Source organism: Acinetobacter lwoffii (genome assembly GCF_015602705.1).
Classification (GTDB): Bacteria; Pseudomonadota; Gammaproteobacteria; order Pseudomonadales; family Moraxellaceae; genus Acinetobacter; species Acinetobacter lwoffii_E.
In genome coordinates this window covers 2,005,937-2,027,006 of sequence record NZ_CP059081.1, presented here as the reverse complement: position 1 = coordinate 2,027,006, position 21,070 = coordinate 2,005,937, and the positions used below count along the sequence as shown (strand labels likewise).

Here is a 21,070-nt window from a genome sequence, read left to right as displayed (position 1 = left end):
TCAGGGAGTGCCATGAGCACTTATATTCTCAAACGTCTGTTGCTGATGATTCCAACCTTGCTGATCATTTTGCTGATCAATTTCATGGTGATCCAGCTGGCACCCGGTGGTCCGGTGGAGCAGGCGATTTATCAGGCGCAACAGGTCAATGGTTTGGCGCATACCGGATTGCAGTATCAGGGAAAGCAAGGCCTCACACCGGAGATGCTTGAGCAGATTAATATCCAGTACGGCTTTGACCAGCCGCTGCATATTCGATTTTGGGAAATGCTAACGCGTTATGCGCAGTTTGATCTGGGGCAGAGTTTTTTCAAAGACAAACCTGTGACTGAACTCATCTGGGAAAAATTGCCAGTATCGCTTTCTTTAGGCCTGTGGAGTACCTTGCTGATTTATCTGGTCTCCATTCCTTTAGGGATTAGAAAAGCCCGAAAACATGGCAGTCTGTTTGATCAGACTACCTCTCTACTGTTGGCAGTAGGCTATGCCATTCCAGCCTTTATTTTTGCCATTTTAATCATTGTATTTTTTGCTGGTGGGTCTTATCTGCACTGGTTTCCCTTGCAGGGAATTCGCTCTGAAAATTTTGCTGAACTCTCATTCTTTGCGAAAATTCAGGATTATTTCTGGCATATGGCCTTGCCGCTGTTGGCCATGGTGCTTGGCGGATTTGCCAGTTTGACCTATCTGGTCAAATTTTCCTTTGTAGAAGAGCTGACTAAGCAATATGTCTTGGCTGCGCGGGCCAAAGGTTTAACTGAACATGCAGTGCTGTATCGGCATGTATTCCGGAATGCCATTTTAGTGCTTATCGCAGGTTTGCCTGAAGTTCTGATCGGGGTGTTTTTTGTGGGAAACCTGTTTATCGAGATTATCTTTAATCTGGATGGGTTGGGTGTTTTAGGCTTTGAGGCGATTATCCAGCGTGACTATCCGGTGATTTTTGGTACTTTGTTTATTTTCACCTTGCTCGGTCTGATACTGCGTTTACTCAGCGATTTGCTCTATCAACTGATTGATCCAAGAATTCATTTCAGTTCACGTCGAGGATCACAATAATGTCTTCCTTGATGCAAGTACGCTGGCAACGTTTTAAGCAGCATAAGCTGGGCTTTAGCTGCTTTATTATTTTCAGTGCTATTTTCATCATTTCCTTAGGTGCAGAACTGATTGCTAACGATAAGCCCTTGCTGGTGAAATATGATCATGCTTTTTATCTGCCCATCCTGAAATCCTATCCGGAAACCACGTTTGGTGGGGTATTTGAGACAGAAGCAGAATATAAAGATCCGGCTGTGCAGCAACTGATTGCAGAAAAAGGCTGGGCGATCTGGCCCATCATTCCGTTTTCCTATCAAACGCCAAATTTTGAACTGGCTGAACCGATGCCTTCGCCCCCAAGTACGCAAAACTGGCTGGGAACAGATGACCAGGGCCGTGACGTTCTGGTACGGATTCTATATGGCTTAAGGATTTCATTACTGTTTGGTTTTGCTCTGACTTTGTTTTCTGCGGCGTTGGGAATTTTAGCAGGGGCAATTCAGGGTTATTATGGTGGATGGATTGACCTGATCGGGCAACGCATACTCGAAGTCTGGAGCGGTTTGCCGATGCTGTTTATGGTGATGGTACTGGTCAGTCTGTTTACTCCGAGTATTTACTGGCTGTTTCTGATCATGCTGTTATTTGGCTGGACCACACTGGTGAGTATGGTGCGCGCTGAGTTTTTGCGCGCCAGAAATCTGGAATATGTCTGGGCAGCAAAAAGTATCGGGGCAGGTGATGGACGGATCATGTTCAAACATATTCTCCCCAATGTGATAGGTTCTAGCCTGTCACAGTTACCTTTTATGCTAACCGCCAATATTACTGCACTGACAGCGCTGGATTTTTTAGGGTATGGTTTGCCACCTGATTCGGCATCCCTCGGGGAACTCTTGCTTCAGGCCAAAAACAACTTCAATGCGCCGTGGCTAGCATTGTCGGGATTCTTTAGTTTGGCCATTGTACTGAGTTTGCTAATCTATATGGGAGAAGCGGTACGGGATGCTTTTGATCCAAGAAACTAAATCACAAAAATCTTTAATCATGAAAAAATAAGTAGATAAAAATTGTGTAAATTTGACAAGACTGATTGTCAATTGTTCTGGCTTACGTTATAAACGAGTACAAAATAAAAGTAACGTATCAGGACAGATCATGACTCAATTGGCCGATTCCATTCAAATTCGCAATATCACTTTTAAAAACCGCATCATTAAAGGTGCCATGAGTGAAGCACTGGCCAATGATGCCGGCCAACCCAATCAGGCGCATTTCAAGTTGTATGAAGCATGGGCCGAAGGTGGTTTGGGTTGTGCTATTACGGGTAATGTCATGGTGGATTATCGTGCTAAGAATGAACCGGGCGTCGTAGTGGTAGAAACAGAACGTGATCTGGCGCAGCTCAAAGTCTGGGCTGACGTAGGCAAACAACATGATATGGTACAACTGGTCCAGTTGTCACATCCGGGCCGCCAGTGTCCCAAAGGTCTGAATAAAGAAACGGTTGCACCGTCCGCAGTCCCATTTAGTCCGGCTTTGGCCATGAGCTTTGGAACCCCACGGGAATTGCGTGAAGATGAAATCCTGGATATTATCCAGCGCTTTGCCACTTCGGCTGCTATCTGTGAACAAGCAGGATTTGAGGGGGTGCAGTTGCATGGGGCACATGGTTATCTGATTAGCCAGTTTCTGTCACCGCTGACCAATAAGCGTCAGGATCAATGGGGTGGTAGTATTGAGAATCGTACCCGTTTCTTGCTGCAAACCTATCAGGCTGTTCGTGCTGCGACTTCGGAAAATTTTATTATTTCAGTCAAGCTGAATTCAGCTGATTTCCAGCGTGGCGGTATTAGCGAAGAAGATGTCATTTATGTCTTTAAGGCGATGGACGTTGCAGGCATCGATATCATTGAAGTGTCAGGTGGTAGCTATGAAGCACCTGCGATGGCCGGCGTGAAAGCAGACAAGCGCAAGGCCTCGACCATTGCCCGTGAAGCCTATTTCCTCGATTTTGCCGAAAAAATCCGCCAGGAAGTGAAGTGCCATATCATGGTCACTGGTGGATTCCGAACAGTTGAAGGCATGAATGCCGCGCTCGACAGTGGTGCTTGTGATTTTGTCGGGATTGCACGTCCCTTTGCGGTAGAACCTGACTTGGGCAATCGTCTGGTTGCAGGGCATGATGTACGTTATGCGGTTGAGAAAATTAAAACCGGTATTCCAATGGTCGACAAAATGGCGATTATGGAAATCATCTGGTATGCCGCGCAGTTTAAAGAAATTGCCAAAGGCAAGCAGCCTAATCCAAAGCTGTCACCACTAAAGGTCTTTTTGCAGTATCTGAAAGGCAATGTCAAAGCGGTGATCAAGGGACAATTAAACTCGCGAAAATCGGCTTAATCTTTATTAAAAAACCGGACACTGCAAATGTCCGGTTTTTTAATTTCTGGCACTTAGGGGTGCTTTAGGAATAATGCATCGCCTGGGTCTGAAAAGGAAATAATAACTGGCTTAACTGACGAGTCGCCCATAAACCAATTTCAGTATGATGCATATGCGGTGCAGTATAAGGAATCAGTAAATCAATTTTCTGTTCCGCACCTTCACAGCGCATGAAGCGACTTTTTAACTGATTCAAGCGTTGCTGGTCCATACGGCTCATTGCAGGTTCAATTTTTACCTGTGATGGGGTTGCACTACGTGAGGACAGGCGAGTTGCCAAGCCTGCCCCCTGAATCCAGTCTTTAATAATCTGTTTTTCAGTCGCATTAAAGACCCCAAACATTTTACCTTCCGGTTGATCTATCATTTTCCAAAAGCGGCTTTGTTCCACTGCTGCACCTTTTACGATCCAGCCTTTTTCAATCATGACCTGCAAAAACTCGGCAATCTGGGCAGGATCGGATAACCAGTCATTGATGGTCTTACCACTAAACTGGCATTTCTGATTGTGAATATACTGGCCAATCAGAGCCTTGTTCTGGAAAACTTTTAAAGCCATCTGTTCAATGTCCAGTTCCTTGATGATTTGGGAAGAACTTTTACCGATGTCATTCAGAACATAGCCTTTTTTAATCAGTTCCAGATAAGTTTCTGGGTTTTCTGCATGATTAAAATGCTGGATAAATGCTTGCAGGGATTTCTGCGCATGGCCATTGTGAGCATTATCAATAGTAATGTGCACATTGAAATAATGCGGATCGATACCCAGTTCAGCCAGTTCATAATTGGTGATTAACAGATGTAGCGGTAACTGTTCATAGCCGAGATTAAAGCCAATGACCAAAGGTAAATATTTGGCTGGGGCATAAGCTAGTGCTAGCTGTACGGCAGCCTGTTCGTAGTAACTATCATCTAAATGCTCGGCATAACTGTTCAGCTCATAATGACTCAACAGGTCCTGATACATGGTGACATGATTGGCACGCGGATGCCCTAAACCAAGCTCTTCGAGATAGATGTAAATCAAATCTTTTAGCTCGGGCTGATTACAGTTTGGCACGGTCGAATATAACCAGGCACCATCGACCAGTTTGACCGGTGCAACTTTCGCCAGGAATTCGAAAGCATGAGAAACCGTTGGAAAATATTCCCGAGGCTGCTGCTGTTTACGGCGATTGACATAGGCCTGGAAAGTGGCACAGATTTGATGATGTTGTTCTAAAAGATGCTGTTCAACCTGTGCGGGCTGATCTAACCATCCGAGAGTATCAATATTTAAATTTTTAATCAGATCGCTCAAATAAGATTCAGCTTTTTCAGTTTTGGTATATGTCGAAATTTCAGTATCTTGAAAAAAGTCGACCCAATCCTTAAAGCTTTTAATTTGATAATTATGATTTTTATTTGGCGATAAAGGTAAACTTAGCTCTGTGCTGACGAACATAATCTGATCCTTGCAGATTTCTCTTGATTTACCTTAACGTGCCCTCTAAAAGCAGGGTGTTGAATTTTTGTTCTAATTTATTGGTGTATTGCTTTAAGTGAAAATGAACGGATATTTCTATGAATAGAAATGTTAAAACAATACAAATTGTAAAATTAAGAATGGGATGGCAGCCGAAAGAGTGAGGGAGTAATTTGAACAAATGATAAAAACTGGGTTTAAAGATTCGAGAAATAAAATTTGCAAGATAAAAAAAGCCCGAGTCGCAATGCTCGGGCTTTTTGTTGAGATGTTGCCATCTCGAATATGGCGTCCCTACGGGGATTCGAACCCCGGTTACCGCCGTGAAAGGGCGATGTCCTAGGCCTCTAGACGATAGGGACAGTACAGAAGATAAATTTTAAAACCCTTACTTTTAGCTGGAAGTAATGGCGTCCCTACGGGGATTCGAACCCCGGTTACCGCCGTGAAAGGGCGATGTCCTAGGCCTCTAGACGATAGGGACTTAATAAAATGTACTTCTGAAAATTGGCGTCCCTACGGGGATTCGAACCCCGGTTACCGCCGTGAAAGGGCGATGTCCTAGGCCTCTAGACGATAGGGACGTTTCAGAGGTGGGCGTATAATAGGGTGAAAACAGGGGGGTGTCAAACGCATTTCCATAAAAAAAATGATTTTCTGGGTTGAGTGCATAAATTTAAAACAATCTAGAGAAAATACTGGAAAATTACATGGTTTAAGCTGGATTTTTAAGCAATTCCAGAATTACTTCTACCACCTGCGGATGGAGTAAATAGCCGGTAATATCATGCGGGCGGTGAATATGGGTACGAATGCCGTGGTTAATAATTGCGGGTTGAAACTGAAATGGCGGTTGTGTAAGAGGAAAGGCGGTAAGAAAATCATCAGTTGAATAAAAATTTATCCAGTCGCCTGTAATTGCAGCAGGTCGTACAATCGGTTGCGGTAAATGTGACTGGATCACCTGGAAGGCTAATGGCGATCCTAAAGTAATAAAACGCTGTACATTCAGTTCAGGATGCTGAATAAGATAATTATAGGCAATCACACTGCCCAGAGAATGAGCAATTACAATACAAGGTTTGCGACCATTCAATTGCCGGGCAATCCGCTCATGAACTTCTTTCATGAAAGCAGGATTGTCGAGATACAGATAGGTTTCAATCAGAAATTTCTGAAGCAGGCTCCGATGCAGACTGGGAAAATAATTAAGCAATAATACAAAGTCTCGCAGTGCAACATTTTTGCTTAGCGTGGTAATAAATTTGAATTTCTGTTTGAAATCCATCTGGTCATTCAGGTTAAGCTGGGGAAGATCGGAAATCACTGGCTTGCGCCAGCCAGGACGTGGAACTGGTGCAGGAAGCTGAGGGTGGACAGGTTGACGGAAACGAAAGCTGGGCCATTGCTGTGGCATCAAGGTGCCAGCATTTAGGATGTTGCGAACGTTATAGTGTGAAAGCAAGTCCCCATAAAATGGAATGTGAATGTGACGTCGTAAATAACTGAATCTGGCATCATGACGGTGTTTGCGAATGCCTTTTTGAAGTATATGCAGCCAGCGCTGGCGAATCGATGCAGCACTATGATGTTGCTGGTTCATTCCATGAATAAAAATAACTTTCATCGATACCTCACGGAGGTCGATCTATATATTCACAGTATAGAGAAAATTGCGGCAAGCCAAGCTGCTCTTTTTGTGGCGTTAATGTGTAAATTATCTTTGATAAAACAATCATTAACAGACATCTGTATATTTATAAAAAAGGCAGAAAAAGCAGTAAATTGGTAGGTCTGGATGAAAGATTTTATTGAATAGAAAAAGAATATGAATGGAACGGTAAAAGTTGAATTTAGAGTTTGGTGTGAGTCTTATAGTAATTCCAGGAGCGCTTTAATGACGTCCGGATGCTGAATCAAATAATTATAGGCAATCACGCTGCCAAGCGAATGTGCCACCAGAATCTGTGGCCTGCTGCTATAGAGTTGATCATGAATGCGGCGGTGAACTTCCTGCATAAAATCCGGATTGGCCAAATAAAGATAAGTTTCCAGCAAAACTTATGCAAAAAGCTGGCATGTAAGCTGGGAAAATAATTGATGAGTACCGCAAAATCCCGCAAGGCAATATCTTTGCTTAATGCTGTGATGAACTTCAGTTTCTGATTGAAATTCAGGGCATCATCAAGATTTAACTGCGGGACGTCACAAATTTGATAGGTGCACTGGTCTAGTGGCGGTGCCGGTTGTAGCTGTGCGGGATGTAAAAAAGGGAAATGCGGCCACTGTTGCGGCATCAGGGTGCTGGCATTCAAGACATTATAAAAATGATGCCGAGAAAGTAAATCACCATAAAAAGGGATACGGATATGCCGCTTTAAATAAGTAAAACGGGCTTGCTGTTGTGGGTTTTTCCGGAGGCCTCTTTTGAGGAGATGCAGCCAATGTTGACGTAATGAAGTAGCCGTATACTGTTGCTTGTTCATGCCGTGAATAAACACAATTTTCATCGACGCACCATTAGGTTGCACAATATACAATCAGTATAGTATAGATAAAAAAAGAGCGGCCGAAGCCGCTCTTTTAAAACTGATGATTAAGACTTGTTATGATAAAAGGCATAATAACTTGCGTAACATGCTGCAATAAATAACAGACAGCCTACGAAGCTGATGCGCATTGATGGATCAAAGACCATACTGATACAGGTAATAAAACAGAAAACAAAGCCCAGGATTGGCACAATCGGGAACAATGGTGCAGCAAAGCCCAGTTCTTTGGCAGTATGACCTTGTTTATACCATTGACGACGGAAGTTGAACTGGCTTAAGCAGATACTCATCCAGACCACCACCATGGTAAACGCCGCAACGCCCAGCAAGTTGGTAAAGATCGTCTCTGGCGCAAACTGTTCAGACAATAAACCTGGCAATGCACCCAGCATGGTCACCATGACTGCAATATACGGTACACCGCGAGCATTCAGTCTTGAGAATACGGCAGGCAACTGTTTGCTGTATGACAATGACCACATCATACGAGAAGCAGCAAATAAGCCCGAGTTGGCGGCAGACAACAATGCAGTGATAATTACAAAGCGGATGATGTCTTCAGCATATGGGATACCAATGTGCTGGAAGACGGTTACGAACGGACTGCTACTCACGCCTTCAGCAGCTAAGCCTGCTTCCTGATGCGGAAGTAAGGCTGTTACCACGATAATGGTACCTACAAAGAAAATTAATAAGCGGAAAATCGCAGTATTAATTGCTTTAGGAACATTTTTCGCAGGATCTTCAGTTTCACCGGCAGCCACACCAATCAGCTCGGTACCAGAGAAGGCAAAGTTCACAATCAGCATCGTAGCAAAAATCGGGAATAGACCTTCAGGGAACCAGCCTTGTGCAGTCAGATTGGTAAATAAAGGCGCAGCTTCATAGCCTTGATAGCCCAGAACACCAAAGATGGCCAATAGACCTAAAAGAATAAAAGCAACAACCGTGACCACTTTTACCAGTGCCAGCCAGAATTCGGATTCGGCAAACCAGCGGGTAGAAATCATATTTAGACTAAATACGAATACACCAAAGATAATGGTCCATAACCACATAGAAATGTCCGGGAACCATTCCTGCATCAGCAAGGCCGCTGCAGTAAATTCAGTTCCAAGAGTGACCGACCATGTCAGCCAGTATAACCAGGTGATGGTATAGCCTGTGCCTGGTCCAATATAACGTTTGGCATAAGCACCAAATGAACCAGATTCTGGCATATGAACGGCAAGTTCGCCCAAACATAGCATCACCATGTACGCGATAATACCGCCCAGGAGATAAGCGAGAATGGCACCTACAGGCCCCGTTTGTGCAATGACTTCACCCGACCCTAAGAATAGGCCTGTTCCGATTGCGCCACCAAGCGAAATCATGACCAGATGTCGAGTACTCATAGCGCGTTTTAAAGGCGCAGAATTGCCCTGATGCGTAGCATCATTCGGAGATGAGTGCATAGGAAATAAGAAATACTTCAAAGGAATGAAGCGAGCTATTGTAGTGAAAAACTACAAATCTGCAATCGAATAATGGTAATTTCGAATAAGGTCTGATCGTATGGGATCAATAGATGGCGTCCCTACGGGGATTCGAACCCCGGTTACCGCCGTGAAAGGGCGATGTCCTAGGCCTCTAGACGATAGGGACGTTGCGAGGTGATGCGTATATTAAGGATTAAGCCGGGATTTGTCAAAAGGGTTTTTGCTAAAATTCATTTAACAGTTTAAACATTAGGCAAAACAAAAACTTTATTTTATTGAGATGTTATTTTCTGAACAGATTTCAGGACTATAAAAAATAAATATTTGAAAAGATCACTAAAACTTAGTGATCTGGAGTTTGATATTGCTCAGGCTGAGAGTTTTCAGTTGGCGTTGACACTGTTTCAGTCTCCGCAGTTTTATTGTCATCACGGTTGACGATATAGAGATATAGCGCGGATGGGGCTAAAATCAGTAAAACCAGTAAGATCTTTTTTAACATGACACAAAGGCACAATATGAAATCGCATTAATTATAGCCTAAGCAAATTAAAAAGAGCAGCAGCATGTACCTATTCAGGCTCTAGAATTTAAAAGTAACATCCGCAATAAATTGGCGGCCGATTTCAGTCATCACACGTGGTCTATCATTTGAGGTCGAGCCTGTTGTATAGGTATTCACGCGGTTGGTTACGTTGTTAATGGTTAAACCAAAAATTGCATGTAAATCTTTTGAAATTTCCCAGTCATAGGTGGTGCGCATATCCCATGTAAATTTGGGTTTAATTTCAGAGGCTAAATAGGTGTCAAGCAGTTCACCTTCATATTCGACTTTGTCATTTTTATCGGAGACTGCAACCATATCATCGTAACTGTCTTTATAGCTAAAGAAGTTTGAAATACGTACAGGCAGTGTATCGAATGCAATATCCCAGTTTACTCGTGCGGTCCATGGTTGGTTAAAGTTTGGGGCAGGGCGGTCTGACCAATGGATAATTTGACCATCATAAGAGACCCATTCATCTTGAATGGCTTGATCATAGGCTGAAGTGTAATCTACATAAGTGCGGAAGACTTCACTGTAGTCAAATCCCAAGGCAAATAAATGTTGGCTATCCCCCAGAGCGATCGGTTGACGATTTTTAAGTATTAAGGTGTAGATGTCAGCTTTGCCACTTCCATCATTGTTATATTCGTAGAAGAATTTTGAACCCTCTAAAGGAGTAACTTTAGTTTTTGATATTTCATCCTGATATTTACGATTGACCCATTTTAGCCCTAGATCCCAATTCTGGATTTGTGTATTCAGGCCTAAAACAGTCTCGTCCCTGAAAGGGGTATTGAGCGCTGAACTACGCGTACCGCTGGATAGTGTAGTTTGTGTTTCTACCCAAGGTGCATATGGGTTTTCACGTGACAGTTTGTAGAGCAAATCATTTTGAATTTCATTCAGTTCTGTACCTAACGTTTGCTGACCATAGTAGCGATTCCACCCAGCGGATAAATGCAATTGATCATTACTAAAGGGTTTGTAAGAGAAACGACTACGAGGGGCAATATTGATATTACTACTTAAAGAGTCATAATCAGCACGAACACCAAGGCGTGTTGAAAATTGATCATTCCACTGAATATTATCTTCAATAAATATATTTAGGCGATCTTGCTGAGCTTTGATATCACCAGCTTTGTACAGAGTCCCACCAGCGATATATTGTCCATTCCAACCATTTATAGTTAGTTTCTCATCACAATATGGGTCACTTTGAAGGCAGGTAGTATCTTTGCCAAGTTCTTTTAAGTTGATCTTTGTCGCGAGTAAAACATCCTCGACTCGTTTCCACGCAACATTAGCATGGCTATAACCCGTACCTATAGTCATGTTGTGTTGGGATTGACCAACTTTAAATGGGTCTATATTGGCTTGTAGGTCGTAAGAGAGAACGTCTTGGAGTTGTTTGATTTCTCCCATGATGGCGCCTTCTCGAACAACATCGGTATTATTCCAATCTTTACTTCCTTCGGCGTAGTACCAATGCATACTGTAGTTATTATCTGCAATGCGTTGTGTCGCCGAGTTTTGGAAATTAAGTTTATGTACGAGAGTACCTAGATTGAATTGGTGTTCGAGTTCAGAGAATAATGTAAGTGTTTCGGTTTCAGTGGTACTTCCCGAATCACGATTGCTGTCCACATAGCTCAAACTGTCCAGCAATCCATAATCCAAACCAAACTTCGCTTTGGTTGAGGCGTTTGGTGTATAAAATAATGTTGCACCAAGATTTGAGATATGTCGTTCTTGATCAATTGTTTTAGGTGTTTCAAAGCCACTTTTGACTGGGATGATAGACTCTCTTTGAGAAGCATAAGCATTAAAGCCCCAATCATTCGAGAGCTTCCCATAAATATTGGTGCTTACACCTTGTTTGGTATATTCCTTTTGGTAGTCATCTGTAGGTTCTTCAAATTTACTTTCTTCTAAAGGTGAAATTGAGTTGTAGCGAGCCCAATCACTTTCAGTGTAATCGTAAGTGATAGAACCGTGAATTTTACCTATCTCTGTTTGCGGTGCGCATATTTTAGCATTTATAACACCACCTGTGAATTGACCATAAGCGGCAGACACATTGCTATCTAATACTTCAAGCTCACAAAGTAGGTCAGTGTTCACTGCCATAGCTTGTGCGCCAGTCCCAATATCTTGAAACGTATTTGTGTTTGAATTTGCTGGATTAATAAGTAGGTTGTTGGAAACACCATTCACAATGAAATTGTTTTGGAAGGTTTGTGCACCATTAATTGAGATTTCGGCAGGTTTAATTTCACCTTGAGAACCTGCTGCAAGTTGTGACTGACTAAACTGCACATTCGGATTCACTTTTAAAAAATCGGTAATGTTCTTTGAGCTATTTGGCGTACTTTCTAAATCTTCTTTTGAATAAACTGTTTTTCCCACTTCATTTACTTGCTGAGCTTCGATAATAATCGTGCTGAACTTAACCGTAGCTTCCTTGAGGATGGATTCTTGATAATTTGATTCTTCTGCAAAACTAGATGTTGATAAAGCTGTTAGAACCGCAATAGAAAGTGGGGAATAAGCAAAACGCATGAGAAGGGTTAAATCTGCGAAAGATAATGAAAGTGATTATCATTAACTTAGAGTAGGTAATCAATAGTAATGAGAATTATTTTCATTAATTAATTGATAAAAGTGTAGGACTTGAGCAGCTTAAGATGCTGATCAAAGAAATATAAAGAAGAGAAAAAATAGATGGCGTCCCTACGGGGATTCGAACCCCGGTTACCGCCGTGAAAGGGCGATGTCCTAGGCCTCTAGACGATAGGGACGTTTAGAAGATGGCGGTATCTTATTGATCCGCCACCAGAGTGTCAAGCAGGTGAGGTGCGAGTTTGTTTAAAATATAGCAAAACAGTTCAGCGGTCTTCTGCGTATCATATAATGCAGAATGGGCTTCTTTACCATCAAACTCGATTCCAGCTTGGATACAGGACTTCGCCAGTACAGTCTGACCAAACATCACCGCACTTAAAGTCACTGTATCGAAGACAGAAAAACTATGAAACGGGTTCTGGTTTTTGGTCCCGGTACGGGCAATCGCGGCCTGAAGAAAACCTAAATCGAAATGTGCATTGTGTCCGACTAAAACTGCATGGGTACAATTTTGCTGGCGACGCACTTCATTCACCGATTTAAAAATGCGCTTGAGTGCAGTTTTCTCATCTTCGGCCATGGCGATTCGCATTGGATTAGAAGGATCGATCCCAATAAACTCCAGCGAACGTCGGTCGAGGTTTGCCCCTTCGAAAGGATTGATATGTGCATGGTAAGCTTGACCCGGCACAAATTGACCCTCCTCATTATAAACAATCGGAATGGCCGCAATTTCCAGCAATGCATCAGTCTGCGCATTAAAACCTGCAGTCTCGACATCGACAACTACAGGTAAGAATCCACGAAAACGTTGACCAATGATTGGGAGCGTTTCATTTGTCACACTTTTCTCCATTGAATGGTTTTACCAGCATACAGTGGGATAATCTGTTCACCATCCAGATAGTCTAAACTTTCAGGGATTACTTGATCTTCTTTAACCAGGGTAATGGTATTGGTATTACGTGGCAGGCCATAGAAGTCTGCACCAAAATGGCTGGCAAAACCTTCCAGGCGTTCAATTTTACCCACCTGATCAAATGCCTGAGCATACAGCTCAATGGCAGTCGGCGCACTATAACATCCTGCACAGCCACACGCATTTTCTTTTGCATTTTTTGAATGCGGCGCGCTATCTGTTCCCAGGAAAAATTTAGGATTACCGCTGGTTGCGACTTCCAGCAAAGTTTGCTGATGCGTTTGACGTTTTAAAATCGGCAAGCAGTAGAAATGCGGCTTGATCCCACCAACCAGCATGTCATTGCGGTTAAACAATAAATGTTGCGGCGTAATGGTTGCAGCGACATTACGGTCTTGCTCAAGTACAAAGTTTGCTGCTTCGCTGGTGGTGATGTGTTCGAGCACCAGTTTCAGCTTGGGAAATTGTCTGAGTAAGGGAGCCAGCACTTCATCCAGGAAACGCTTTTCACGGTCAAAAATATCGACATGATTATGCGTCACTTCACCATGTAGCAATAAAGGCACTTGGTGTTCTTCAAGCTGTTCAATTACGCCGTAGACTTTGCTCATATCGCTCACACCACTATCGGAGTTGGTGGTCGCACCCGCAGGATAGAGCTTGATGGCATTGACATGCGCAGATTCTTTGATCTTTTTAACTTCGCTTGCCGGGGTGTTGTCAGTGAAATACAGCACCATACGCGGGTCGAAATTTACCCCTTCAGGCACATGTGCCATGATACGTTCACGGTAGGCATTGGCCTCTTCGACAGTTTTAACGGGTGGCACCAGATTTGGCATGCAAATGGCGCGAGAAAACTGCTTGGCTAAATCGGGAACAGTACGTTGAAGTGCTAAACCATCACGCAGGTGAACGTGCCAATCATCTGGCTGGAGAATCGTAATCGTATTCAAGGCAAATTCAGTCGAACAAATAAAACAAATGATAATCCATCTATAGTAAAAATGGTAACGAGAAAGCGCTACAAAATAAGGGATATGTATAAATTAATTTTAAAAAGTATGTTATTTTAAAATTAATAAAAAAATTACATAAATACTTGGCAATGGAATACAAGTACAATCTAGCGAAATTGCAAGATGATAAAGAAGACATAGAACAACTGATTACACGGCAAAGCCAGCGTGTAGGCCCGGTGTTCCCACAAAATCTGGAACAAGAATTCTGGACCAAAAATCTGGAACGCGCCCGTAAACATGTCGAAAAATATGTCTGGGCTGGAGTACTAGCCTATTTCCTTTTTTTAGTGGTAATGATTCCTACAGATTACTGGAGCATCAGCAAAGAATATTTCGTACATGATTTTGTCCTGTGTATGCTGGGCCTGCTCAATGGTGGCATGTCATTAATCATTTTTTATATATTCTCCTGTTTACCCAAGATCAAGCGCTTTTTCCCGCAGGCTTCGATGCTGTTGGTGTTCTGGATACAGGTGTCAATTTCATGCATTACCATGTCGATTAAAACTGATGCCTTGCAGCATCAGTCCATGGCCATAGTCACGATCGTGTATATCCTGGGTTATATTCTGACCGGTATTAGACCGATTCAGATGCTGGTCACCGGATTACTCGCTGCGGTAACTACTATTCTTGTATTGTTTAGCCTTTCAGTTGAATTTAATCCTATGGTTTTTGGCCGGATTTTAATTGGAAGTTGCTTGCTGGGTTATGTGATTAGCCATATGATTTTTGCCCGTGAACGTGTGATATTTCTCTATAGCATTCGCGCCAGAATCAGTGAGCAGATCCAGCGTATCCATACCAACGAATTATTACATTTGAGTCAGTACGATGAGCTGACCAAGATTTCCAATCGACGGACTTTTGATGAGACGCTGCAAGTCCATTTCGAACGTGCACATCGTGAAGAAACGGCATTGGCAATTCTGTTTATCGATGTAGATTTCTTTAAAAATTACAACGATTTTTATGGGCATCAGAAAGGTGATGATGTCATTTCGACTATTGCCAAAACCATCAAGAATGCCATTCGTCATATGGACTTTGTCGCACGTTATGGCGGGGAGGAGTTTGTAGTGCTCTTGCCAGAAACGGACGCACATGGTGCTTATGCAGTGGCTTCAAATATTTTTAAGGCGATTGACCGTCTGGAAATCCCGCATGAAAAATCCTCGGTTGCGAAACATATCACCATCAGTTTAGGCATTACCGTTTATCGTGGTGAAGATGATATTGATAAAGACGCCTTATTGGGAATCGCGGATCAGGCGCTATATCGTGCCAAACAGCTTGGACGCAACCAGATTTATTATCAGTCCATTCGTTCAGTCAATTCAGATATCGCAAATGGTTAGAGATTATTACAATCAATAAACGAACCCTCAATAAAAAACCGCTCATCAGGAGCGGTTTTTTATGAAACTAAAAAGGACTAAAACTTAGTTTTTGTCTTTTAGTTGTGGCACTGCAGATGCTGAACCAACTGCCAATAAACCAGTCTCTGTATAGATGCCCAGTTTCGCACGAGTATCCGTGATATCCAGGTTACGCATGGTCAACTGACCAATACGATCCATCGGCGAGAACATAGAATCACCTTTCTCCATAGTCAAACGCTCAGCTTCATAAGTGAGGTTCGGAGATTCAGTATTCATAATGGTGTAGTCATTACCACGACGCAATTCGATCGTTACAGTACCGGTAACTGCTTTAGCAACCCAACGCTGTGCAGTTTCACGCAGCATAAGCGCTTGAGAATCGAACCAGCGACCTTGGTAAAGCAAACGACCTAAACGTAGACCGTTAATACGGTATTGTTCAATCGTATCTTCGTTATGAATACCCGTTACCAGACGCTCATAAGCGATGTGAAGCAGCGCCATACCCGGAGCTTCATAGATACCGCGAGATTTCGCTTCGATGATACGGTTTTCGATTTGATCCGACATACCTAGACCGTGACGGCCACCGATGCGGTTCGCTTCAAGAATAAATTCAACTGGATCTTCAATGCGTTGACCGTTGATAGCAACCGGGAAGCCTTCTTCAAAAGTAATCGATACTTCTTCAGCTTTTACTTCTACGTCATCTTTCCAGAACGCAACGCCCATGATTGGCTCAACGATTTTGATGCCTGCATTCAGGTATTCAAGATCTTTAGCTTCGTGCGTCGCACCCAGCATGTTTGAGTCAGTTGAATAAGCTTTTTCTTTTGACATTTTATAGTCAAAACCATTGTCGATCAGGAACTGTGACATTTCTGCACGTCCGCCCAGCTCGTCAATGAAAGTTTGGTCTAACCAAGGCTTGTAGATTTTAAGCGCAGGATTGGTCAATAAACCATAACGGTAGAAACGTTCAATGTCGTTGCCTTTATAAGTCGAACCGTCACCCCAGATGTTAACGTCATCTTCTTTCATGGCAGTTACAAGCATGGTGCCAGTTACTGCACGACCCAATGGTGTCGTGTTGAAATAAGGCATACCACCTGTAGAAATATGGAACGCACCACATTGAATTGCAGCAATACCTTCTAATGCAAGCTGTAAACGGCAGTCGATTAAACGTGCTTTTACTGCGCCATAAGCTTCAGCTTTTTTTGGAATCGCATCGTAATCGTCTTCGTCTGGCTGACCCAAGTTTGCTGTGTAAGCATAAGGTTCAGCGCCTTTTTGTTTCATCCACAAAAGAGCAGCAGAAGTATCTAGACCACCAGAGAAGGCAATACCAACTTTTTTACCTACTGGGACATTCTGCAAGATAGTTGCATTATCAGACATTGTTCATCCTAATGATATGAAATAGGCACGCCAGAATTGGTGGCCTGAAAAAATACATATTGCATCAATTGTATCATTAATTTATTTAGGTTTGCTTTAGAAAAGAAAAACTCGTTTTAAAATCTCTATTCAATAGGCTTAAATAATCATAAATCGCACGATTTTCACCAGAATCCTGCTGAAAACGGAAGAAATTGGTTATATTCACCCGAATAAAGTTAAAAACCAGATAAAACAGGAATAAAAGCATGGCGACTCGCATTCCACCTTTACCTAATTTAAATCCTAAAGCTAAGAATGAAACGCTGGCACTGTTACATGGGATTTATGCCGGCCTGATTGGTTTTAGTACAGTGCTGTTTTTATATCTTGAATATCAGCAATCCAGTATTTCCATGCTGAGTTTAGGTGTGGTGCTGCTGCTTTTAGGCTTGTTGATGTTTTTTAATATCCAGGCCAGTATAAAGGTGAAGCAGGGCAATGGTTCAGGACGTACTTTATCCAGAATAATGGCTATTCTGATGTTGCTGAGTTTTCCAATTGGTACAGTATTGGGCGTGATTGCATTATGGAAATCCAGCGCACGACAATGGCAGAACTAATTCGTCATGTATAGAAAGAACTGTTTCGAAGATTGATATTTGTGCCTGAAAATGCTGAACTCCGGGTCATAAAAAGCCGCTGAAAATCAGTTAAAGTAAGGGAATGACTTGCTCAGCCAAATATAATCAGGGATTTGTTATGACCACGACGCGCTATGCCAACATTTTAAAGCCACTGCATTTGGGTTTTACCACCATTAAAAACCGGGTGGTGATGGGGTCGATGCATACTGGTCTGGAAGACCGCTTCTATAACTATCCTAAACTGGCAGCTTATTTTGGCGAACGTGCAAAGGGTGGTGTGGGTCTGCTGATTACAGGTGGAATATCGCCAAACCGTCAAGGCTGGCTGTTGCCGGCGGGCGGTACCATGAATACCTTGGGCGATATTGCACCACATCGTCTGGTGACACATGCAGTGCATAAGCATGGTGCTAAAATTCTTTTACAGATTCTGCATGCCGGACGTTATGGCTATCAGCCTTTTGTGGTTTCGGCCAGCCCGATCAAATCACCAATTTCTCCTTTTAAACCGCGTGAAATGTCAGATAAACAGATCCTGAATACCATTCAGGATTATGTGAAAACTGCCAGCATTGCCAAAAAAGCCGGCTACGATGGCGTAGAAATTATGGGTTCTGAAGGCTATTTGCTGAATCAGTTTTTAAGTCGTCATGTCAATCAGCGTATTGACCGTTGGGGCGGCCCGATTGAAAACCGGATGCGTTTTGCCGTAGAAATTGTTAAAGCGATTCGCGCTGAAATTGGTGAGAAATTTATTATCTGTTTCCGTTTGTCACTTCTCGATTTGGTACATGATGGCAATACCATGCAGGAAGTGATTACCGTAGCTAAAGCTTTGGAAAAGGCAGGAATTACTTTGCTCAATACCGGGATTGGCTGGCATGAAGCACGTATTCCAACTATTGTGACTTCCGTGCCTCGAGCTGCTTTTGTCGATTACACTTCTGAAGTTAAGAAACATGTTTCGGTGCCGGTGATTGCCTCTAACCGGATCAATATGCCAGACACTGCCGAGGCGATTCTGGCCTCTGGTCAGGCAGATATGGTACAGATGGCACGTCCACTTTTGGCCGATGCTTTCTGGGTCAACAAAACCGCAACCAATCGTGTTGATGAAATCAATACCTGTATCGCCTGTAATCAGGCTTGCTTGGATCATACCTTTAAAAACCAGCGCGCAACCTGTCTGGTCAATCCGCGTGCCGCTTATGAGACCGAACTGGTCTATGTCAAAACCAAAAAACCGAAAAGTATTGCAGTGATTGGTGGTGGTGTTGCAGGTCTGTCAGCGGCTACTGTCGCAGCCAGTCGCGGGCATGATGTCACTTTGTTTGAGGCCAGTCATGAAGTAGGCGGGCAGTTCAATCTGGCTAAAGTGATTCCGGGGAAAGAAGAATTTCACGAAACGATTCGTTATTTTAAAGTGCAGCTAGAAAAAACCGGAGTTGATCTGCGTCTCAATACCCGGGTCAATCGCGAGCAGTTGGAGCGTGAAGGTTTTGATGAGGTGATTGTGGCCACAGGGGTTGTGCCGCGTGCCTTGAATATCGAAGGTAGTCAGGCACCACAAGTGTTGTCTTATGCAGAAGTGCTACGCGGTGCGCCTGTCGGTGATCGTGTTGCGGTCATCGGCGCGGGTGGTATTGGTTTTGATGTGTCGGAGTTTTTATTAAAGCCGCCGCATCAGGTACAGCCACAGCCTGTAGATGAGTGGAAACGTGAATGGGGTGTAGATTCTCATCCAGATTATGTGACTGAAGGCGGGTTACAGCGTGCTGAAGTAGAACCTCCAGTACGGGAAATTTATCTATTACAACGTAAAAAGACACCGCTTGGCGCAGGACTAGGCAAGACTTCAGGCTGGGTACATCGTGCCCAGTTAAAAAAACATGCCGTGCGGATGTTGCGCGGTGTGCAATATAAATCTGTCACGGATGAAGGCTTATGGATTGAGGTAGATGGCCATGCTCAATTATTGCGTGTGGATACCATTGTGGTATGTGCAGGTCAGGAATCGGTAAAAGACCTGATGCCGAGTGCTGGGGAAAATACCTTGGCGCAGTATCATATTATTGGCGGTGCAAAACTGGCTGCTGAACTCGATGCCAAGCGCGCCATTCGTGAGGGAGCGGAATTAGCAGCAAAACTGTAAGGATTTGATGAAACTATATGCAGTTGATTGCATTCACTGTAATTTTCACTTGTCAGCCGGACAAAAGCTCCGTATTATTGCGCCCATGGAAGCGTGGCAGAGCGGTTTAATGCACCGGTCTTGAAAACCGACGAGGGTGTGAGTCCTCCGTGAGTTCGAATCTCACCGCTTCCGCCAAATTTTAAAAATCCTAGTCGAAAGATTGGGGTTTTTTTATTGCTTATGATTTTAATAAAACGATTTAAAATAAGCTGATAGCGAACAAAGTCAAAATTTTAAAATTCCATAATTGATAAATAAATATTCTTTAATCGCCTACTTCAATCTTGATCAGAGCCAAAGCAATTCTTTGCACATGTTGGTAAGCAGGCTGTTCCAGTTCTTCACCAAAAATATCCGGGTCAATTTCCTCATAGGACCAAGTTATATTTTGATGCTGTTTCATCAAATTTTTAAGATGCTGCAAAAACAGATTGCCATGCTCAGTTACAGTTACTCCAGTATAGAGGAATAAACGTCCACCAACATTCAGCCGCTGTAGACCTTCTTTTATAATCCTGAATGATAAATCACAGCCATCCAGTTTATTACCGCCATGACGATATTGACGTTGATCCGGATCAATTAAATACGGCGGATTAGCAAAAATCAGATCAAATTTTCCATCAAGATTGGAAAATAAATTACTTTGAACCGGATGAATATGGTTTAAGCTGGAAAGACTGATATTAATCTGGCTATAGAGCAAGGCTTTGGGATTCAGGTCTGCAACCATAATTTCATTCACATCTGGAAAATGTCTGGCTATACTGATCGCGGCTGCTGAAGTGCCACAACACATTTCCACGGCCCGTTTGAAAGGACGAGGCTGAGTGGCTAGATATTGCTTGAGATGATAGATAAAGCGATACGTATCCGGGCCAAAAAATACCGCATCTTGCTGAGTAGTCGGAAAAGCTGAATGAATAAAGAGTTCGCCATCGAGTGAAGAAACTCGAATCTGACTCAAGTATTGATCTTCCTGAACCTGTAGAAGTTGATGTTCTTGCAATAATTCAAACAGAACGGGATCAAGATCAGTTTTTTTAAAGTTTAGATTCCAGCCAAAGATATCCTGAAGGGTTCTGTGCTTATAAATTTCATTCTTTTTCCGATTCAGAATTCGCTGGTGGGAAAGTGGTGTAATGGTCGTAAACTGATAATCTTGTTGTTTTAAAAAGGCTAATAAATAAAGCAAAGCTTGCTGCGGGCTGCTTTGAATCTCTAAAATTTGGTTCATACGGATATGCTCTTCTATTTATTTAACCTACATGAAAAGATTAATTCACTTTATGGCTGCAAAAGACAATATCAAACCAGTCGTGAATGATCAAAGCTATACAGCACTGGATTCCATGGAAAGGGATCAGTTT

At 42.9% G+C, this 21,070-nt stretch carries 15 protein-coding genes, 6 tRNA genes and 1 pseudogene; 7 read left to right on the top strand and 15 right to left on the bottom strand.

The genetic code is table 11. The features are described from left to right. Nucleotides 1-12: 12 nt before the first annotated feature. The 3 genes from yejB (at nt 13) to H0S56_RS09790 (ending at nt 3,444) form a co-directional block, all read left to right on the top strand. Complete coding sequence (gene yejB, locus H0S56_RS09800) at nt 13-1,059, top strand: microcin C ABC transporter permease YejB (protein ID WP_195724950.1); 1,047 nt, start codon at nt 13-15, stop codon at nt 1,057-1,059. After that, entirely contained in the window at nt 1,059-2,069 is a 1,011-nt protein-coding gene (locus H0S56_RS09795; RefSeq protein WP_195724949.1) for an ABC transporter permease, read from the top strand. Before yejB ends, H0S56_RS09795 begins: the two co-directional genes overlap by 1 nt. Nucleotides 2,070-2,199: 130 nt before the next feature. Continuing rightward, nucleotides 2,200-3,444 carry an NADH:flavin oxidoreductase/NADH oxidase family protein gene (locus H0S56_RS09790; RefSeq protein ID WP_195724948.1) on the top strand — a complete coding sequence of 415 codons (1,245 nt, stop codon included), beginning with the start codon at nt 2,200-2,202 and terminating at the stop codon, nt 3,442-3,444. Between the two features lie 64 nt (nt 3,445-3,508). Here H0S56_RS09790 and H0S56_RS09785 read toward each other — a convergent pair whose 3' ends face one another. The 13 genes and pseudogenes from H0S56_RS09785 to pyrC form a co-directional block, all read right to left on the bottom strand. Next, nucleotides 3,509-4,930 (bottom strand): iron-containing redox enzyme family protein, encoded by a 1,422-nt coding sequence (locus tag H0S56_RS09785; protein ID WP_195724947.1) that lies wholly within the window; start codon nt 4,928-4,930, stop codon nt 3,509-3,511. A gap of 307 nt (nt 4,931-5,237) precedes the next feature. Then, nucleotides 5,238-5,313, bottom strand: a tRNA-Glu gene (locus tag H0S56_RS09780). Between the two features lie 46 nt (nt 5,314-5,359). Then, a tRNA-Glu gene (locus tag H0S56_RS09775) sits at nt 5,360-5,435 on the bottom strand. A gap of 24 nt (nt 5,436-5,459) precedes the next feature. Then, a tRNA-Glu gene (locus tag H0S56_RS09770) sits at nt 5,460-5,535 on the bottom strand. A 131-nt stretch (nt 5,536-5,666) separates the two neighbouring features. Continuing rightward, the gene (locus H0S56_RS09765) at nt 5,667-6,578 is read right to left on the bottom strand and encodes an alpha/beta fold hydrolase domain-containing protein (protein WP_195724946.1); all 912 of its coding nucleotides are present in this window, start codon (nt 6,576-6,578) and stop codon (nt 5,667-5,669) included. Nucleotides 6,579-6,850: 272 nt separating this feature from the next. Beyond that, nucleotides 6,851-7,461 (bottom strand): annotated as a pseudogene (locus H0S56_RS09760) (alpha/beta hydrolase); the annotation flags it as partial. Between the two features lie 86 nt (nt 7,462-7,547). Continuing rightward, nucleotides 7,548-8,960, bottom strand: coding sequence for an amino acid permease (locus H0S56_RS09755; RefSeq protein ID WP_005107442.1), 1,413 nt, complete (start codon nt 8,958-8,960; stop codon nt 7,548-7,550). A 114-nt stretch (nt 8,961-9,074) separates the two neighbouring features. Beyond that, nucleotides 9,075-9,150 (bottom strand) — tRNA-Glu (locus tag H0S56_RS09750). A 177-nt stretch (nt 9,151-9,327) separates the two neighbouring features. Continuing rightward, nucleotides 9,328-9,486, bottom strand: a complete 159-nt coding sequence (locus H0S56_RS09745) for a hypothetical protein (RefSeq protein ID WP_185950188.1) — start codon at nt 9,484-9,486, stop codon at nt 9,328-9,330. 81 nt (nt 9,487-9,567) lie between these two features. Continuing rightward, a complete protein-coding gene (locus tag H0S56_RS09740) occupies nt 9,568-12,093 on the bottom strand; it encodes a TonB-dependent receptor plug domain-containing protein (RefSeq protein WP_195724945.1) in 2,526 nt (841 codons plus the stop codon). A 163-nt stretch (nt 12,094-12,256) separates the two neighbouring features. Next, a tRNA-Glu gene (locus H0S56_RS09735) sits at nt 12,257-12,332 on the bottom strand. Between the two features lie 20 nt (nt 12,333-12,352). Beyond that, nucleotides 12,353-13,012, bottom strand: coding sequence for a ribonuclease T (gene rnt, locus H0S56_RS09730; protein ID WP_004279557.1), 660 nt, complete (start codon nt 13,010-13,012; stop codon nt 12,353-12,355). Next, nucleotides 12,997-14,031: a dihydroorotase gene (pyrC, locus tag H0S56_RS09725; protein ID WP_004279558.1), complete on the bottom strand. Its 1,035-nt coding sequence runs from the start codon at nt 14,029-14,031 to the stop codon at nt 12,997-12,999. The genes rnt and pyrC overlap by 16 nt, the downstream gene beginning before the upstream one ends. Before the next feature lie 152 nt (nt 14,032-14,183). On the opposite strand from pyrC, the gene H0S56_RS09720 reads away from it, so the two are divergent. Further along, the gene (locus H0S56_RS09720) at nt 14,184-15,455 is read left to right on the top strand and encodes a GGDEF domain-containing protein (RefSeq protein WP_174894580.1); all 1,272 of its coding nucleotides are present in this window, start codon (nt 14,184-14,186) and stop codon (nt 15,453-15,455) included. 84 nt (nt 15,456-15,539) lie between these two features. On the opposite strand, the gene argG is transcribed toward H0S56_RS09720, so the two are convergent. Continuing rightward, nucleotides 15,540-16,880, bottom strand: coding sequence for an argininosuccinate synthase (argG, locus tag H0S56_RS09715; RefSeq protein WP_004279561.1), 1,341 nt, complete (start codon nt 16,878-16,880; stop codon nt 15,540-15,542). A gap of 248 nt (nt 16,881-17,128) precedes the next feature. Between argG and H0S56_RS09710 the strand changes: the two genes are divergently transcribed. The 3 genes from H0S56_RS09710 (at nt 17,129) to H0S56_RS09700 (ending at nt 19,835) form a co-directional block, all read left to right on the top strand. Beyond that, nucleotides 17,129-17,482: a hypothetical protein gene (locus tag H0S56_RS09710; protein WP_195724944.1), complete on the top strand. Its 354-nt coding sequence runs from the start codon at nt 17,129-17,131 to the stop codon at nt 17,480-17,482. A gap of 139 nt (nt 17,483-17,621) precedes the next feature. Then, entirely contained in the window at nt 17,622-19,658 is a 2,037-nt protein-coding gene (locus H0S56_RS09705) for an NADPH-dependent 2,4-dienoyl-CoA reductase (protein ID WP_195724943.1), read from the top strand. 87 nt (nt 19,659-19,745) lie between these two features. Beyond that, nucleotides 19,746-19,835: transfer RNA gene (locus tag H0S56_RS09700), tRNA-Ser, on the top strand. A gap of 130 nt (nt 19,836-19,965) precedes the next feature. Here the strand turns inward: H0S56_RS09700 and H0S56_RS09695 are convergent. Further along, entirely contained in the window at nt 19,966-20,937 is a 972-nt protein-coding gene (locus tag H0S56_RS09695) for a methyltransferase (protein WP_195724942.1), read from the bottom strand. Nucleotides 20,938-21,070: the final 133 nt, after the last annotated feature.